Annotated in this window: 16 protein-coding genes and 1 pseudogene; 7 read left to right on the top strand and 10 right to left on the bottom strand. The window is 37.6% G+C overall.

Annotation, left to right across the window (positions count from 1 at the left end):
* Positions 1 to 236: 236 nt before the first annotated feature.
* The 3 genes from OKX00_RS08805 to OKX00_RS08795 all read left to right on the top strand — a co-directional run bounded on the left by OKX00_RS08805 (position 237) and on the right by OKX00_RS08795 (position 4,882).
* Positions 237 to 1,058, top strand: a complete 822-nt coding sequence (locus OKX00_RS08805) for a pyruvate, water dikinase regulatory protein (RefSeq protein WP_265410139.1) — start codon at positions 237 to 239, stop codon at positions 1,056 to 1,058.
* On the top strand, positions 1,058 to 3,739 hold the full coding sequence (ppdK, locus tag OKX00_RS08800; RefSeq protein ID WP_265410505.1) for a pyruvate, phosphate dikinase: 2,682 nt from the start codon (positions 1,058 to 1,060) through the stop codon (positions 3,737 to 3,739). Before OKX00_RS08805 ends, ppdK begins: the two co-directional genes overlap by 1 nt.
* 783 nt (positions 3,740 to 4,522) lie before the next feature.
* Positions 4,523 to 4,882 carry an STAS domain-containing protein gene (locus OKX00_RS08795; RefSeq protein ID WP_265410138.1) on the top strand — a complete coding sequence of 120 codons (360 nt, stop codon included), beginning with the start codon at positions 4,523 to 4,525 and terminating at the stop codon, positions 4,880 to 4,882.
* A 331-nt stretch (positions 4,883 to 5,213) separates the two neighbouring features.
* On the opposite strand, the gene OKX00_RS08790 is transcribed toward OKX00_RS08795, so the two are convergent.
* A complete protein-coding gene (locus OKX00_RS08790; RefSeq protein ID WP_265410137.1) occupies positions 5,214 to 5,828 on the bottom strand; it encodes a histidine phosphatase family protein in 615 nt (204 codons plus the stop codon).
* 531 nt (positions 5,829 to 6,359) lie between these two features.
* Between OKX00_RS08790 and OKX00_RS08785 the strand changes: the two genes are divergently transcribed.
* The gene (locus OKX00_RS08785) at positions 6,360 to 6,485 is read left to right on the top strand and encodes a hypothetical protein (RefSeq protein ID WP_255357561.1); all 126 of its coding nucleotides are present in this window, start codon (positions 6,360 to 6,362) and stop codon (positions 6,483 to 6,485) included.
* Between the two features lie 64 nt (positions 6,486 to 6,549).
* Positions 6,550 to 7,062 carry an acyl-CoA thioesterase gene (locus tag OKX00_RS08780; RefSeq protein WP_265410136.1) on the top strand — a complete coding sequence of 171 codons (513 nt, stop codon included), beginning with the start codon at positions 6,550 to 6,552 and terminating at the stop codon, positions 7,060 to 7,062.
* Between the two features lie 535 nt (positions 7,063 to 7,597).
* Here OKX00_RS08780 and OKX00_RS08775 read toward each other — a convergent pair.
* Positions 7,598 to 8,116 (bottom strand): DUF3231 family protein, encoded by a 519-nt coding sequence (locus OKX00_RS08775; protein WP_053357798.1) that lies wholly within the window; start codon positions 8,114 to 8,116, stop codon positions 7,598 to 7,600.
* A 210-nt stretch (positions 8,117 to 8,326) separates the two neighbouring features.
* Between OKX00_RS08775 and OKX00_RS08770 the strand changes: the two genes are divergently transcribed.
* Positions 8,327 to 8,593, top strand: a complete 267-nt coding sequence (locus OKX00_RS08770) for a WGxxGxxG family protein (RefSeq protein ID WP_265410135.1) — start codon at positions 8,327 to 8,329, stop codon at positions 8,591 to 8,593.
* A gap of 750 nt (positions 8,594 to 9,343) precedes the next feature.
* Here OKX00_RS08770 and OKX00_RS08765 read toward each other — a convergent pair.
* From OKX00_RS08765 to OKX00_RS08735, 7 genes are all read right to left on the bottom strand, one after another.
* The gene (locus OKX00_RS08765; RefSeq protein WP_265410134.1) at positions 9,344 to 9,856 is read right to left on the bottom strand and encodes a PIG-L family deacetylase; all 513 of its coding nucleotides are present in this window, start codon (positions 9,854 to 9,856) and stop codon (positions 9,344 to 9,346) included.
* Between the two features lie 12 nt (positions 9,857 to 9,868).
* Complete coding sequence (locus OKX00_RS08760) at positions 9,869 to 10,969, bottom strand: GNAT family N-acetyltransferase (protein ID WP_265410133.1); 1,101 nt, start codon at positions 10,967 to 10,969, stop codon at positions 9,869 to 9,871.
* Positions 10,970 to 12,022: 1,053 nt separating this feature from the next.
* Positions 12,023 to 12,520: a DinB family protein gene (locus OKX00_RS08755; protein ID WP_091004477.1), complete on the bottom strand. Its 498-nt coding sequence runs from the start codon at positions 12,518 to 12,520 to the stop codon at positions 12,023 to 12,025.
* 708 nt (positions 12,521 to 13,228) lie between these two features.
* A complete protein-coding gene (locus tag OKX00_RS08750) occupies positions 13,229 to 14,224 on the bottom strand; it encodes an aldo/keto reductase (RefSeq protein ID WP_265410132.1) in 996 nt (331 codons plus the stop codon).
* Between the two features lie 322 nt (positions 14,225 to 14,546).
* On the bottom strand, positions 14,547 to 14,639 hold the full coding sequence (locus OKX00_RS08745) for a lipid II flippase family protein (RefSeq protein ID WP_265410131.1): 93 nt from the start codon (positions 14,637 to 14,639) through the stop codon (positions 14,547 to 14,549).
* A 41-nt stretch (positions 14,640 to 14,680) separates the two neighbouring features.
* The gene (locus tag OKX00_RS08740; RefSeq protein ID WP_265410504.1) at positions 14,681 to 14,857 is read right to left on the bottom strand and encodes a lipid II flippase family protein; all 177 of its coding nucleotides are present in this window, start codon (positions 14,855 to 14,857) and stop codon (positions 14,681 to 14,683) included.
* Between the two features lie 1,189 nt (positions 14,858 to 16,046).
* The gene (locus OKX00_RS08735) at positions 16,047 to 16,622 is read right to left on the bottom strand and encodes a dihydrofolate reductase family protein (RefSeq protein WP_062234372.1); all 576 of its coding nucleotides are present in this window, start codon (positions 16,620 to 16,622) and stop codon (positions 16,047 to 16,049) included.
* Positions 16,623 to 16,640: 18 nt separating this feature from the next.
* Between OKX00_RS08735 and OKX00_RS23225 the strand changes: the two are divergent.
* A pseudogene (locus OKX00_RS23225) lies at positions 16,641 to 16,844 on the top strand (SAM-dependent methyltransferase); the annotation flags it as partial.
* 335 nt (positions 16,845 to 17,179) lie between these two features.
* Here OKX00_RS23225 and OKX00_RS08730 read toward each other — a convergent pair.
* Positions 17,180 to 17,794 (bottom strand): tyrosine-type recombinase/integrase, encoded by a 615-nt coding sequence (locus OKX00_RS08730; RefSeq protein ID WP_265410130.1) that lies wholly within the window; start codon positions 17,792 to 17,794, stop codon positions 17,180 to 17,182.
* Positions 17,795 to 17,922 lie beyond the last annotated feature (128 nt).

The raw sequence follows: 17,922 nt of genomic DNA, 5'->3' as shown, positions 1-17,922 counted from the left end.
TACAAGTTTAATGTTTTACCTTCCTTATCTATTGGGACGAGAGCATTGACTGTTTCAAACACAATAGTGAAGCTTATTTCTATAGCAAAAATTCTAATTAATTGTTAAATAGATTCACTATTTGGTGTAAGTGAATGGAGTACATGTAAGATGATCTTCTTATGGATTACCAAACGACGATTACATAAGAATTGCTGAAGTGATGACATTAAAATGCAAGAATAGGAGATTCGGATGTGAATAAGAAAAAATTTGTCTATGTCGTTTCTGACTCGGTTGGAGAAACAGCTGAGTTGATGGTAAAAGCAGTTGCGTCTCAATTTAATGGGAAAGATATTGAAATCCAAAATTTTTCCTATGTAGAGGATAACAAAGATCTTAATAATGTCATTGCTGTATCGAAGTATAGTAATTGCATCATTGCCTACACGATTGTCATTCCATCTTTAAAGGAATATCTCGATCGAAAGGCACGTGAAGAAGGGATTGTCGCAGTTGATTTAATGAATCCGCTTATGACAGCATTTAGTCAAAAATTTAATAAAGAACCTAAAGGCGAACCTAGATTAATGAGAAAATTGGATGATAACTATTTCCGAAGAGTTGAAGCGATTGAGTTCGCCGTAAAATATGATGATGGACAAGAGGTACAAGGGATTACACGGGCAGATATTGTATTAATTGGGGTTTCTAGAACATCAAAGACCCCCCTTTCTATGTATTTAGCTAATAAGAATTATAAGGTGGCCAATGTACCTTTAGTCCCTGAAATAACACCTCCTGACGAGCTTTTTGATATTCCAAGAAACAAATGCGTGGGTTTAGTCATTACACCAGATAAACTGAATGAAATCAGAAAGGAACGATTAAAGAATTTAGGGTTAGCAACTCAAGCAAATTATGCAAATTTAGATCGGATTCTTGATGAATTAGATTATGCTGAGAAAATCATGAAACGCATCGGCTGTCCAGTTATTAATGTCTCAAATAAAGCGGTTGAAGAGACCGCTGATTCAATATTAGCCATATTAAAAAAAGAGAGGTATTTGCTGATATGATGACTAAATTTGTATATATGTTTGACGAGGGAAACAGCAAAAAAAAGGACCTATTAGGAGGTAAGGGAGCAAACCTGGCAGAAATGACAAAAATCGGGTTACCTGTCCCTTATGGTTTTACTATTTCCACTGAGGCCTGTAATTTATATTATGAGGACGGAAAATCGATTTCTACAGAGGTCAAATTTCAGGTATTAGAAGCTCTTGGTAAACTTGAAGAAAAAACAGGTAAAAAACTTGGAGAACCATCGAACCCCCTTCTTGTTTCTGTACGTTCTGGTGCTGTACACTCTATGCCCGGAATGATGGATACCGTATTAAACCTTGGTATGAATGATGACACTGTGGAAGGATTGGCCAAGCTTACAGAAAATCCGCGTTTTGCCTATGACTCCTACCGTAGGTTCATTCAAATGTTTAGTGATGTTGTCCTCGATGTGGACAGTTATTATTTTGAGCAACTTTTAGAGGAAACGAGAGAAAAAAAGGGATATACTTCAGATCCCGAAATGACTGAAGAAGATTGGCGAGAAGTGATTAAAGGATATAAAGAAATTGTTATGAAGCATGCGAGAAGAACTTTTCCAGAGGATCCAAAGGAACAATTATTCCTTTCCATCAGTGCCGTTTTTGATTCCTGGAATAATCAACGTGCGATTGTATACCGCCGTCTTCAAAAAATTCCTGGTCACCTTGGTACAGCAGTAAATATTCAAAGTATGGTTTTTGGAAACATGAGTAACGATTCTGGTACTGGCGTTGCCTTTACACGTAACCCGTCTACAGGAGAAGCTAAGCTTTATGGTGAATATTTGATCAATGCACAGGGAGAGGATGTTGTTGCTGGAATTCGTACACCTCAACCCATTGCGACGCTTCAATATGAAATGCCCGAAGTTTATCAGCAGTTTGTTGATACTTGTCAACTGCTTGAAAAACACTATCAAGACATGCAGGACATTGAGTTCACGGTAGAGCGCGGTGAGCTATTTATTCTTCAGACGCGGACAGGTAAAAGAACAGCTCAAGCGGCCATTCGAATAGCCGTTGAATTAGTAGAAGAACAAATTATTAATAAGAAAGAAGCCATTTTACGTGTAGATCCCGACCAGCTTAATCAGCTACTCCATCGTCGAATTGATGATTCCTATGAAAGAAAACAGATTACTAAAGGGCTACCTGCCTCTCCTGGGGCAGCAACAGGGGAAGTCGTATTTGATGCTGATGAAGCAGAGAGATTAGCGAAAGATGGCAAAAAAATCATTCTTGTTCGCTCAGAAACTACACCTGATGACATTCATGGAATTGTTGCTGCTCAAGCCGTTATCACAAGCCGTGGAGGAATGACTAGCCATGCAGCCGTTGTTGCAAGGGGTATGGGAAAAGCTTGTATATGTGGCTGTGATTCATTAAAAATTGATTTAAAATCAAAGCTTTTTAAAGTAGGAACTACGACGGTTAACCAAGGCGATATGATTACGATTGATGGTTCAACGGGTGAAATCATGTTAGGTGAGATCCCAATGATCGATCCACAGCTTTCGGACCAGTTCCAAGTGTTGCTTACTTGGGCCGATGAGGAACGAAAACTTGGTGTAAGAGCAAATGCTGACAATCCCGAGGATGCCAAAAAAGCGGCTGAATTTGGAGCAGGTGGAATTGGATTGTGCCGTACAGAACATATGTTTATGGACATCAATCGAATCCCTATTGTTCAGGATATGATTCTGGCTGAAACATACGAGGAGCGTGAAGAGGCTCTTCATAAGCTATTACCAATGCAACAAAATGATTTTGAAGGAATTTTTGAAGCGATGGGAGGATCCCCTGTAACGATTCGTTTATTAGATCCCCCTCTTCACGAGTTCTTGCCGGATAAGGAAGAACTGCTTGTTGAAGTAACAAAGCTTCAGATGACAGACATAAATTCTAAAGATTTAAAAGAGAAGGAACATCTTCTGAGAAAAGTGCGTCAATTAGATGAATTTAATCCTATGTTAGGGCACCGTGGCTGCAGAATGGGCATGATTTACCCCGAAATTTATGTAATGCAGGCAAAAGCAATCTTTTATGCAATTACTGCAGTCATGAAAAAAGGAATCGACGTAAAACCAGAAATAATGATTCCTTTGGTTGGTCATGTTAATGAGTTAAAAGAAATGCGTCGATTGGTCATTAATGCGGGGCTGCAAGTTCAGGAAGAAACAGGACAGGAATACGATTACCTCATAGGTACGATGGTTGAAGTTCCGCGAGCGGCCTTAACAGCTGACCAAATTGCTCAGGAGGCAGACTTTTTTTCCTTTGGAACAAATGATTTAACTCAAACTACTTTTGGATATAGTCGCGATGACGCAGAGGGTAAGTTCCTTCAGGCCTATATTGACAACAAAATTCTACCGAAAAACCCATTCGCCTCTCTTGACCAAGAAGGCGTAGGGAAACTTGTAGAAATTGGCGTAAAACTCGGTAGAGAAACAAAGCCAGGGTTAAAAACAGGAATTTGCGGAGAACATGGAGGAGAAAAAAGCTCGATCCAATTCTTCCATGATGCAGGATTAGATTACGTAAGCTGCTCACCATATCGAGTGCCTCTTGCTCGCCTAGCAGCAGCTCAAGCTAATATTAAAAATGAACAAAAACAGCGTGTGAATGAACGTCAAACCATCCTAAATATATAAGCAGCCAAACGGCTGCTTTTCTTGCTTTTATTCTAGGGTTTTACTTAAACAAAACCCTTTCGTTCCCTCTTAAAATTCCTATCTTTATCATCAGTATTTTTCTTATTAGGCTTGGGAAAGTGCATAAACTTATTTCGTCATAAACGCCTCTTGGCATCTGACAAGTTTACCTATTTTTGCAGACTCATAGATGGCCAATATGATATTTAGTGCGTGTAGCTCTTCTGTTCCATTAACTATGGGTTCTTGATTATTTTCAATGGCGAAAATCAGCCTAAGATTGGAATGGAAGTATGACAATAAGTCAGATTCTTCTCCTTCAACTGCAACCATTTTTGGTAATGGAACGGATAAAACTTACGGCTATCGGCTATACGCCAAGTAAACAGCAACCCATTGGTTGAAAGGGCCAATGGGTTTATTTGTTTGTCAGAAATGGTTAACTTGGGGCATGGGATGAAATAATAAACTATAGTTATTATGTGAGTTTTTCCACACTTTTTCAGAGGAGATATTGCTTCCACCTACATATTCTCGTTTCTACATTAGGGAAATGGGCACTTTGTTGAAACAAGAACCATCCAGCCAAATACAGGTTAATGTGTACTTAATAATTCTTTATAATCTACACACTAATCTTTTATATTTGTGTATTAAACTATAACTGAAAGAACGGTCATGAATGCCTTTTGCCCTTTACGCAATAATCAACGAGCCCTGGTATAAACAGGTGCCCTACAATTGCGATAAAGTTAACTAATCTTTCTCTTGGAGGTTTGCCTTATGACTATGTCAATGGAGATTGTTATGGATCTTAAAATTACACATGAAAAATCGAACGGCACACATTATTTAAAATTAGCGGGAGACGTTCAGAGCTACACGGCACCGATGTTAAAAAAAATACTTGTCCCATTATCAGAACAAACTAAACAAGTAATAATTATTGATGTTGAGCAAATTGATTTCATAGATAGTGCTGGATTAGGAGTTTTCGCTGGAGTGATTCGTTCAACGATCAGGAACAACAGTACGTTAATGCTAAAAGGCATGACGAATCGCGTCCGCCGACTATTTGAGATAACAGGGCTTATGGAAATGATGGAAGGCAAGAACAATAAGACCATAGATACCTTTGCCTAAACTCCGCCTTGTAAAAAAGAAGTATAGCAAATGAAAGCAATGGTTTATCCAAAATGGAAGGCGGTCACTCAAACTGGATTTATACAAATGATTGTGAAACGTGAAGCCTAATGAACTCCTTACCTATTACAACCAACCATGAATTCAAACGATGCTTCGTTGGAGCACAGTGAATCAGATAGTACCCTATCCTTACAAAGATCCTAAAAGTCAAAAACCCACTCTCAAATGATAATTTGAAAGCGGGTATTGTTCCGTTTGTTAAATTCAAATGTATAAGGTTTAATTCCTAATTCCTGCTCTTCCAAAAGCACCCTACGGCACCAGGGAATTAGTCGTTCAGATGTTCTGCGACATTCATGTGCAGGAGTTTGAAGCTATCCTTTTCGAGATCAAAGATATTTATACCGGTGTTTTCCTGATAAAGTCGGCGATAATGCTTGAACGGCATCTCGAGGGCACCTGCTATATAAATACGGTTAACGGTACTATGGGCGACGACAAGTACGGTTTCATCCGGATGATTTTTGGAAATTTCATCAAAAAATGATTTCATGCGGCTAAAGATCTTCTCCGCTGTCTCACCGGTCTTCCCAGCCGGATTGCTTTTGGGATCTTTCACCCATGCCTCCCAGCTTTGCGGGTCTTCTTGTTCAAATTCTGTTCTTGTTTTTCCTTCCCACAACCCGAAATCGGCTTCCACAATCCGGTCGTCTTTTTGAATACACAGGTTGTGTTTTCTCGCAATGGTTTGAGCTGTATTATACGCACGGCATAAAGTAGAAGAATAGGCAGCATCAAACTGAATATCCTTTAAATAGGCAGCAGCGCGCTCTGCCTGTATGCCCCCTTGCTTGGAAAGATCGATATCTGTTAAGCCGCAATAGCGGTCTCCTGCCGCGTTCCACTCGGTAACTCCGTGTCGCAATAAATAGATTTTAGCCAAGAACCTTCCCCCTTTTGGTGATGTAGCCCTTTTGTTCTAAAGATTTGATTAAGATCATAAGATCCGCCTCCCTTTGGATAAACCGGCCACGACTTTTTCGGAAAACCCTTCTGCCTTCAAAAGTATGGCACTCGAGGTAAGCCACCTCCATGTTATCCATAAATGCTTGCACCTTAGACATCCCTTCTAGTTCAACTCTTCTTGACAGTATGTTTCATACCCCAAATTATAAACTTCAATATCCTTATACCAAACCTCTGGATAAGTATAAAAGTTGAATTGATAGGAACCGTATGAGAAAGGAGGTTGATCGACTATAAATTGTCGGTCCTATATAAAAAAATGGGAACGCACATATTCGCCTCCGAAGGCAAGTCTAATAGTAGTTAGAGCGATGTAAAAAATACATTAAGAAAGGAAACCTGTTGCAACATCCCCTTGCAGTAAGTAACAATTTGGACAATAGAAATTATAATTGATTGAAATAGAAAACTAACGTTAATACTGTGGTTGAGAAAGGAGTTGACTCTTTTGGCAGAGGAAAGAAGTGAAAAACCGAATGAAATTACTAACCATATGGATGATGAACAACTATTAATGGTTGTTAAAAAAACCTATGAACATATAGAAGTTATTAAATACCAAGATGATAAATAGTTCCCTATGCTTATTTCAGAAAACTGCTAACTTCCTATAAAAAGAAAAGAAAGGTCGTTATATTATGATAGATCAAAAAAAATGCAGGGATTCTTTTGTAGTAAAAACGAGCATTGTGTTACCACCTGATACAAACAATCATGGAACGTTGTTTGGTGGAAAACTAATGGCTTATATAGATGATGTAGCTTCAATTGCCGCAATGCGCCATTCCCGTAGAAATACTGTTACAGCTTCGACTGATTCTGTAGACTTCTTGCACCCTATTCATGTCAGTCATGCCGTCTGTCTAGAGGCTTTTGTTACATATGCAGGCAGAACATCCATGGAAGTATTTGTTAAAGTAATAGCAGAGGACTTACTATCAGGGGAACGGAATGTATGCGCACTTTCTTTTTTAACAATGGTCGCAGTTGATCAAGACGGTAAGCCTACCAACGTGCCAAAAGTCATTCCAGAAACGAATGAGGAAAAAGGATTATTCAATTCTGCAGCGGAGAGAGCAGCGAACCGAAAAAAAAGAAGAAAAGAAAGTGGGAACCTGGCAAAGGACTTCGGTACCGGTTTGCCATGGTAATAAAACTTAAAAAGATTAAGATGCCTAAAAATATCTATGTTAACCAATTAAATCAAGCTAAAGCGAAAGTTACATTAACTCAAACCTTATTATGATTACGGCCAATGTTCTCTCATGTATGGAATATGTATTTTATTAGTACAAATATTTTTTTATTTCAAAGATTGTATTGGTTTAACAAATGCATAACTAAAGGGATGCTTCAATACAAACGCTCTCTATCTGTTTTCTTTTTAATTATTAACTATTTTTAAACAATTTTGAGCGTTTGTTTATTAAGGTCCTCTACAGTATAGCTTACTGAGAGCTACTGCATCATTATTTAATTTCACCAAACTGCCCGTCCAAGCTTAAACAAATAGAAAAATCTACGCGCTTATCTCTGCCTGTATTATTTTTACACCAATTTCCTTGTTTCCCTCTAAGTATGTTCTGAAGAAACGATGGATACCTAATGATGCCCTGCTTAAAAATAATATTAAAAAAAGAAGCCAGTATCGATTATAAAATCGGACTGGCATCTCTCTTTTGATGGTTATGCGTGAATAGCCTCAGGAATTTCCATGTGAAGGGGAGGAGGAACCAACCATCCTTTTTCTTTCATCATCCTCAAGAGCCTTACGCCAAACTGTGCTTTATTCATGTGGAACTGTCCAAACATAGCTCCGATATCTTCCCTGATGGATTGGCCCATAATCTGGCTGCAAGCGACTAATCCTGCTGCTCCATCTTTTGCAACGGACGCAGCAATTTCAGGATCGCTAAACCGAGCTCCTGCAGGAATGCTTTCTAAAGACGCAGCTGGACGTTCAGGAGGTGCTGGCGGTATACCAATTCCATTGGCTTTCAAGACCTTTTCGACCTGTTCAATTTCTTGTTTCATTGCTTGAACAGAGTCTTCCAGGAATTTTTTCAAGTCCCCGTCTCCAGTATGATTTATTAGCGTTTCATAGCCTGCGACATATCCCTTATTTCCAGCAAGATAAGTCCACATACTAAAAACTTCCCCATAATGCATTGGTTCATTTTGCGGATTTCCGCTTAAGATTCCCATAATCGTCCTCCCTATTTGCAGTAAATTCGATTTATTCAATGTGGACCACCTCTCTCTTGATATCAGGCCACAATGTATAGAATTGTCTAGACAACTAAAAGATATCCGTGAAATATTTTACTGCAAAAGGTAAAAATTTGTCCTTGCTTTAAGGAATAAAGCTTTCCTTTTAATGAAACATTATAGATGTTTGGAAAGGAGGGATAACTGATGAATAAAATAACTGCTTTAATATGTGCCATTGCTATTTCCATTGTTACATTTTCTATGCCAGCATACGCAGAACGTGGAACGGACATGATGGACCGCAGTGACAGATTCACTAACGATAATTATAATCGCACTCCAGCTACTAGAAATGTCTCTACAGTTAACGATAACAACGATAATGATTCAAACTGGGAATGGATTGGGCTGCTTGGATTAGTCGGACTTTTAGGACTAAGACGCCGAGATCGAGAAGAAGCACACAAATAAGTAAAGACTGCTACAAGATTTTTCTTGTAGCTTTTTTATTAAAAGGATCACCTTTTGAAAAACGTCGGAGATTCTCCTCCCATCATATTAAGTAACGTGTTTTTCAAGTTCCTTATGGAATCGGTAAGTATTAACAATTAATTTTATCAAGAAACAAATAGCTAATATACCTGACAATACTTTCAACGATACTATAATTAATCATTCTCTCTTTATTATTTTCCTTATTATAGTATTTTCCCCTAAATTAATCTCCCCCTTAATATAGTCCATCTTAGGTTGTTTATTGTCTGTCATAAGAAATTTCCCCAATTCCAATTGAGTAAGTTAGTCCAATTCTTGTTCAAGAAGCGTCCAAACAAAAAGTTACTCCGTGTACTGAACAGTTGTAACGAATTGCTGATTTTTTTTGTGTCAAGCTGTTCTTTGTATCTCCATCCTCATATATTGCTTTATTACTCCATAGCTTTTTAATCCTCTTTCACAGCTGGAATCACAGTTAAAATAACAACAAAAAACACCGAATAATGAAAACTATTCGGTGTACACTTTTGCTAATACGAAAGGATAATGAAGAAGGTAAATGACCTTATTACGGTCAGAATCCTTTGAAATAATCATACAAATCTCTTTTGTAATTATAGATATCGTATTTAAGGGTTAATTTTTCACCGCGCTAATTTTTACAATATTTTTCGAAAATTAAAATAAAACACCTTTTTGGTATTCTGCTATTTTTCATTAAGAAAGTTATTTTACCTGAATAGACCTGGCTTTAATTACATAAGGAAGGAGTTGTTCTACAGCATGTTTTTGACTCTCATATACTTCAAGTATTTCAAGTTTTTGCTTTAATATATCCACTTGTAATACTTCTTCTAGCGATAAATCAAACATAAATAAGTTTTCTTTTACTATAGAGTTCATAATTTCAGAAAGAGCTTTATGTTCAGGGTGGCCGTATTCACCTTGTAAATTGTGCGTTACAATTTTGCGATAGAGGCGCTCGTGGATTATCCGTTGTAACTCCTGTTCTAATTTCGGCCGGTTAACGTGTTCTGTCCATGCATCCTTAAAACTCCAGATTTCATATTCGGCTTCTACCTTTTTCATAGCTGCTTTAAATTCTTGTGAACGAGTATCATTATTTCCTTCTGAGATACAAATCACTTTCCAACCTTTTTCCTGTATCAATTCATCCCCGCCAAAAATAATTTCATCATCTGGGTGGGCTACAACCATTAGTTTATTAATTTCCGCCATAATTACCTCCTCTTAAAAGTGATCGCTTCTCCAAAAAATATAAGGACGATGTATAAAGGTGTCTCTTAATATCGATTTGTCTTTTGTCGTCATTTCTTTTGTGTCTTTTCCCTGTAAAAAAAACGTTAAAAAGTCCGAATGTGACAATCTGGTCCATACTTCATTCTTATAAAAACCATCTATATAATGATCTTCTGTTTTAATATATTCTAATCCGTTATCCTTCTTAATTAGGTCGTTTACTTGGTTGGTGAATGAAGATTTGGATATAATTTTCCACATGGATTCTTGATGTTCAAAAGGGTATAACGTTTGATGGCTAAGATGAGTAAACAATTCATGATGCGGAGGGAGAAATAAAATCACTTTATTTTCTTCCTGTGAAAGTGCGGCCTGGTACAAGCGAAACACGGTATTGGAGCAGCTCTGATGACATAATTCAATAATATCAATAGTCGCATCTGCTTTTTGAAAACGGATATACCCTGTCACTTGGTTGTGGTGTTTCGCTACTAAAAAATGATCATGTTCTTTCATACTGTTTAGCTGCTGGGTCCAATATTCCTTTGTCCGTACCATCGGCCCGTTTAGCCGCTGGGAATAGTTTTGATAGATTTCCATTATTTCTGGCAAATCACTATGCTGTACGGGTGTAATTTTCATTCCATCTTCAAGAGTCTGCTCTTCACATTTATCATAAAGGTAGTGATAATTTTCAGGGATTGAGTGCCAGCCCGCTTTTTCATAAAAGGATGGAATACCGGTATATAAAAGCGATAAATCAAACGCCTCCTCTTCCATCCAAGAGAGGGCTTTATCCAATAAGCGGTGGCTTAATTTCTGTCCACGGTTAGCCGGCATAGTAGCAACATTCCCAATACCAGCTACATTAATTGTAAGAGGAGGAACATTGATACAAAAAGGGAAAACTTGAAGTACCGAACTAATCTTTCCATTAACTATGGCAACCCATGTTGTCTTCAGGTGGTAAGCAGGATTACTCTTAATTCGTTCTTCAAAAAAAGCCCTATCTTTATTGAATACCTTTTCCAACAGGACAAATACATCTTCTAGTTCACATTTGGTTTTTATACTACGGAATTCTACAGTCATACTCACCCTCCTTACTGATTTATTCCCAAATTGCAAAAACGAAAACACACCGGAAGACAACATTCTATTGATGACAGAACAGAAAAAGGAGGAAATCCCTCCGCAAATGTGTATGGAATATAGAAAGACTGGGTCCTCCTATTGGGCAAACGCACATCTTCCTACTGCGATTGCGATATCTCTACCCTCAAAAGGGTCCTGGTGTCTGCTTATGTAGGAGACACAGTATACGGAAATTGTAGTAAACGTACAAGAGTCCTAGATACATCTCTTTTGCATTATGCGGGCATCGATAGGCTTTGGATCATACCACGATAAAACCAGTGTCCGTTACCGACACTGGTTTTTTAAATATCTTATCAGTTGATCGATTTTGCTCTTAATCGAAGGATATTTTGCTATGTAAAAACCTATTCAACAATCTGGCCCTAAAATGAAAATAAGCGCTAATCCTTATTTCAGGTAAGCGCCCGTTTCATGAAGATCTTTAGTTAAACTGCGTTCATGGTTAAACCAGTCAAGGTGGCGAACCAATTACCTTTGGTCAGTCGCCACCGTCTGGGGAGTTCCCCCAGTATCGGCACGAAATCGGCACACGAGTAAATCTAATATCCCAAATTTACTTAGCAATACAATTCAAAGAGAATTAACGCATCCATATATTAAATGACTAACTATTCAAGTATATAATTTTAGTTCTTTTCCTCTATATTTATCACAGAGTTTTCTAAAAGTGTGAAGTGTTTATAGGTTTTAAAAAATGATCAGTATTCCAATAAACAACCCGACCCTTTAAACGACCAGGAATAGATAAACTAGATAGCCCTGTTAATTTGATGATTCTTCCATCTTAAGAGAGCTGAGCGAATCCGCGACAAGTACCGCCCCCTGCTTAAAGGTTGTTCTTTAACCTTCTGAACAGATTGGCCTGTAGTCTCCGAACCAATGGTATCTGGAGCTAGATTCTGTGCCCCAACTGAGTTAAGAAATGAAATAAATTCTGATCGTACAAAAAAAACCGGCAGGTGCCGGCTTTTTTGCATCATAACGATATCAGCTCTTTTGAGCATTCATTGCTTCCCATTCTTCTTTGCTAGGACCATATACGCCAGGAACTTTCAAGTCCGCTTGTCTCATAAGGACAGTCAATTGTCCGCGATGATGTGCCTGATGCTGAATGAGCAGACGGAAAACAGCCTGAACTGGCATGTCCATTCCAAATAAATTCACCATTTCGTTCATTCTTTCATCTGAAACCTGTTCAGAGAACTCTTGTGTTAACCGCTCACTTACTGTTTTGTATGTCTCACTGATTTTAGCAGCAGATTTCGGTGTCTCTTTTTGAAGATCAGGAATCTCAAATTTTAATCCAACCTGTGAAGGAAAGTAGTAAGCTGCTCCAGTAATGTGCCAAGCCAGGCTTCCAATGCTGTATAATCCTGGAGAAACCTCCTGATTCAACGATTCATCCGTCAGCACGTCCAGCACTTTTTGGGTAACAGCTGCTTCTTGTTTCCATTCGTTTAAGAAATCATTTACTGATGTAAACATTCCATTCCCTCCTTAAATTAGTAAATCCTTCATTTTTTAAACAAGCCTTTCAATTTCATTGTATCATGGTCAGTAACCATCCGCTTCTCTCAAAGGTTTATTAAGCGAAGGAGATTTTGCTATTCACTTTTCAAGCATTCTTTACTTCTTGAAGCTATTTCTTTATTTAATTCCTCTGTTCATTTTCCTGTTTGATGGCTATCTTATCAGTAGATCGATTTATCTCTTCAACTCATTGTCTTACGAATTACTTCGCTCTAAACGGAGTCTGTCCAGCCTATAATCCTCGATTAATTCGATATTCCTTTTGTTTTTAATATAGTTCTTAATTTGCTGATTAATATTAGGTATCAGTAAAATCGAGTCTAGTTCTTCTAGAGGATCCATTTCACCCCAGATTGATGGGGATCTGGAAATTGTGGTAATCGTGGTATTGAGTTATTCTTCAATGTACAAGCTTTCGATAATAACATTTGCTTCACTCTCCCAGTTTATGAACCAAGTAATCTTTTTTAGTCTAGCCTGGAAGTGGAGTCGATGTGGCACATGAAAAAAGGCGCTTACCTAATTAAAGATAAGCGCACGATTGTGGAAGATTGATAATGTAGAAGTTCTGTAAAAATGGCTTCTAAGTTATTTTACTAACGCGATCAGTTCAACAAGAAGTTCATTCTTTATTTTAGCAACCTTTTTATCAATAATAATTTGTTAAAAGAACCATTTTTGCCGTGGTACAGGGAAGTATTCGCCGGCGACAAGCTCTGGAGGTACTGCTTCTTCAATTCGTAAAAGATCGTTTGAACTTAAGTTCAGGTTAACTGCACCCAGTGAATCCTGTAGTTGTGATTGCTTTCTTGCCCCAACCAATGGGATAACATCTTCACCCCGAGATAGAACCCATGCGATAGCAAGCTGCGCAACGGTTACCTGCTTTTCTTCAGCAATTTCACGCAATGCTTCTACAAGGGCTAAATTCTTTTCAATATTTTCGTTGACAAACCGAGGACCATTATTGCGTTTATCATCCAAATCTAACATCCGGTCTTTTGACCATGTACCACTCAATAAACCTCTTGAGAGAACACCATAAGCTGAAAGAGAAATACCTAATTCCCTTAGAGTCGGCAAAATATTTGATTCAATACTCCGATTAAATAGTGAGTATTCCATTTGTAGCCAACTAATTGGATATACAGCGTGTGCGCGGCGAATTGTTTCCACTCCTACTTCTGAAAGACCAATGCAACGCACATATCCCTCCTTTACCATATCTGCTATTGCACCAACCGTTTCTTCAATTGGTACGTTTGGATCGAGGCAGGCTGTCCCTGGTTGATAAAGATCAATGTATTCAACACCTAGGCGCATTAGGGTATCCTCAAGGAAATTCTTTATTGTGTGAGGATGGTTTTCACCCTCCCGATGGCTCTTGCCTTGTGAGTGTAGCTTACCATCGAATTTTACTGAAATGAACGCTCTTTCTCGTTGAATTCCTTGAAAGGCTTCACGTAGAAGTAATTCATTGTGTCCATCGCCATAGAAATCACCTGTATCAAAGAGTGTAATGCCTTCCTCAAATGCCGCGTGAATTGTTGCAATGCTTTCCCTTCGGTCAGCATTACCATATAGCCATGACATCCCCATACAACCGAGACCAATCTCTGAAACCAGTGGACCGTTATGACCTATTGCTCGCTTTTTCATGGGTATATTCCCCCTATCATCGTGAATCAAAAATATATGCGAATTTCCCCTATCGTATTCCAAGTGAACCAATCTGTAACCAGTTTCGTTCCGAAGCCCTATTCCACCCTTGCATTTTTCTAAATTTATTCTTTCTTTACTAAAATCCAAATTCCTTTATTTTATGATACTAATTGTTAGCTAACCTGCATACGCCGGTTTAAGCAAACCTTCACAATCTGAGACCTATTGTTTTCGAAAGTTTTCCTCATCATTCTGGCCCTAAAATTAAAAAAGCGCTGTTCCTTGTTGCAGGAAAGCGCCCGATTGTTGAATAAACTTTTTATATCCATTTTGCAAACCACGCAAAATAATATGCAGCAGGGATAAAGATAAGTTGTGCTACTAATGTACCTACAAATTTTGAGCTTATCATCGTTAACGAGTAAACCACTCTGTCAGCTAGAACTGATGCTTTTAGACAATGAACAATGTTAAAAGGATGGTTGCAATACGGTTAATAATGCCAGATGACATTAAAGCCGTTTGTGCATAATCTTTTGGTACCAACATTGAGGCATAAATAGAGGAAATTACGCCTATAGTAAAAACCGGATAGATTACAACATTTACAACAAATAAACGTTTTGGAATGGTACTTAAAGTAATCCCGTCTAGATATGAAATCTTCGAAATTCTAATACACTTTATAAGTTTTTAAAATCCAGATAAATTTAAATGCTTAACTAGCAGTTTGATTATTGAGCCACTTTCAAATAGAACAAATCCGGATCCGAAATTATCTCAGATGGAGAGCTATTTTCCATCTTTGAATATATATAGCCACCAACAAATAAGAGCATTATTTTAATGAATGTTTCAATATTAGATATGTTTCTTTTTTTGTTTGAAGAAGTAAGGATAAAAAACAATAATAAAGAAGCCAACGTTAAAAAGAACAAACATCCATAGATGAGAGATTAAGGTTCTGGAAATCCAGAATATTAAAAGCGTTTTAATCAAAAAAAACGATATTACGTATAATCATTTTGATTACCCCTTGTATTTGACTTTCTCATCACAATGCAAATTAATTTCAATCAGTTAGATTAATTAAATCTATTAACTATATAAATTTAGTACTATGTTTTTGTTAAGGGAGAAACCTCAGCAATGACGATGTAGATTCCAAGGACATATTTCGGTTTTTCTCATTGGCGCCCCCTTAAATGGAACTTAGTTTAGGTAATCTTTTCATAATCACACTCCAAATATTAACACATGTATGCTGTATTGTTTGAGAGTCTTATTCCATTATAAATGGCCCAATTCTTTAATAAGGAAAATTGGATATCTTTAAATAGGTAGTAACATTAAATTTAAAATTCTATTAAAAGATAAAGCAAAATATTTTAGATTGGGAGATAATCCAGTATATAAAACAAGTCACATAAAAAAGCCTTAGTATATTCATCATAAACCAAGTTTTTTCAGACGTTATCCGATAGAACCTTCCATCTCGAACTTGATAAATGAACACTTTTATCATGTTTCCTATAGATGTAAAAACATTGATAAATCAACATTTAAAACCCCCATTGCTTATTCAATAATCCTGCTCGTTTGTTCAATAAGTTCAATAAAAAAAGTGCAGATCTCCTTCTTAGAGAAATGCACCCGTTTGTGGAAGATCCAATCTTAACGACACGATCACCCCACAAACTGAATTAGACTGACTCGTAAAAAAAGCAGTGACGGACTAGGAACTCGAAAGACCTAGACTGCCGCTGCTTTTATTGTGCTAACGTAATCCGGTTAGCGTAATCTACTTTAGGAGACAAGTTCATCTAACCGTCTGGTAAACGAGGCCTATGGCTCCAGAATCAAATGTCTTGTTTTCGATAAGTTTAAGATTGATCTTCTCCTTGAGATCTTGGAATAACGGCAACCCGCTGCCAATCAGGACGGGTGAAACCGTAATTTTATACTCATCTATTAAATCAAGTTGCATAAGGTAGTGTGCGAACCTAGGACTTCCGAGGATGACCATATCCTTGCCTGGCTGCTCTTTGAGGTTCTTGATCTCTTTCTCGACATCTTCTTTCACCAGTCTGGAATTGTTCCATTCGACTTTCTCCAGAGTCGTGGAAAAAACGATTTTGGATGTCTTTTCGATCCACTCAGCATGATCCCGTTCATGCTGCGAAGCTGATGGATTCGAAGGCACAGATGGCCAGTAATTGTGCATCATCTGATAAGTCCCACGTCCCCAAATAACAGTGTCGGCAGTACTCAGAATTTCTTTCGCATGTTTCTCCAATTCAGCATCGTAGGAAACCCAGCCAATGTCCATTTCGCCGTTCGGCCCTTCTACAAAACCGTCAAGCGATGCGTGCAGAAATAGAACGAGCTTTCTCATTTTCAGTTCTCCTTTGTTCATAATATTTTTGAATTAGATATTGAAGAGGGTGCATATGACGTTGTTTATGATTTGGGTTGCTTTCACCATATTGCTCCTCACCGTAGAATGAACTACATAGGTCTAATCAAGAAAGCTTTAAAACTGAATGGCTTCTTTGCAATCACCTGTTTTCTAAAAGGTGGAGACTTAGGCGTAGCAGACATATACGATTGGAAAGTCTTGCAACAAAGAATCCAACATTGTTAAAACATCTTCATACCCATAAATTGTCTCGTCCAAAAATACCCCTTCCATCATACCCACACCCAACTGACCCTTATGTCTTAATATTAGATCTATTCTAACTTGAATTTTCTTTAATTAACAGAGATATCCAGTGTCCGTTATTCCATAATCCTGCTCGTTTGTTGAATAAGAACATAATATTTTATCCTAAATTGTATTCTAGAAAGATACCGCTCAATCCTTCAGAGTAAATAAGAATACAAGTAAGATTACATCAAAAAACCTCGTCATTTATAAACGAGGTTTTGTACTTTATTGTGCTATTACTTTTAAAAATATTTACTATATAAATCATGTCTTAACTTGCCACTAAATTGTGCATACACCTTTGTTGTTTCGCTTTTCTCATGGCCAAGTAAACTCTGAATTACCTCAAGTGGCGCTCCGTTATTCATCATATGAGTGGCATAGCTGTGACGCAACTGGTGTGGATGAATTCTCTTCTTAATTCCGGTACGATCCGATATACGGGTTATAAATATATCATCACGATTAAGTTTTACTGCTTCCCCAATGCGACAACCTGTGGAGTAAAAGAACTCAAACAATGCAATTTCCATAGCGTTTTCACAAGATTCCCTGAGATGTTCGATTTCAAGTTCAGTAAGGAATTTGGGAATCCTCTTCTCAAGTTTGGGTTCCTTTAATTTAGCTGCAGGATTATTCTTAATAAACCCTTCGTCAAAAGCCCACTTGAACAAAGAACGAATGAATCGAACACGGTGGCCTAAGCTTAAGGGCTTTAAGTGTTCTCCTTCCTCAATTAAATAGGTCTTTAGCTGATCTGTTGTAACACTATTAAAATCAATATCTCCAAAATATCGAAGCAACATATTGAACTGAAAGGAATAGGTTTTTAATGTTAATGCTGATATTTGTCCCATCCAATTGATAATAACATCTTACTCACTCTCCAATTAAAGAACCAATTACACTTTATTCTAGTATTGGCGTGATGAACAATTATCATACTATAGTTGTTCAACAATCTATTAAATGCGGTTTCTCATAA

Source organism: Fictibacillus sp. KU28468 (assembly GCF_026153615.1).
GTDB lineage: Bacteria > Bacillota > Bacilli > Bacillales > Fictibacillaceae > Fictibacillus_C > Fictibacillus_C marinisediminis.
This window is presented reverse-complemented; position numbering and strand designations above follow the sequence as displayed.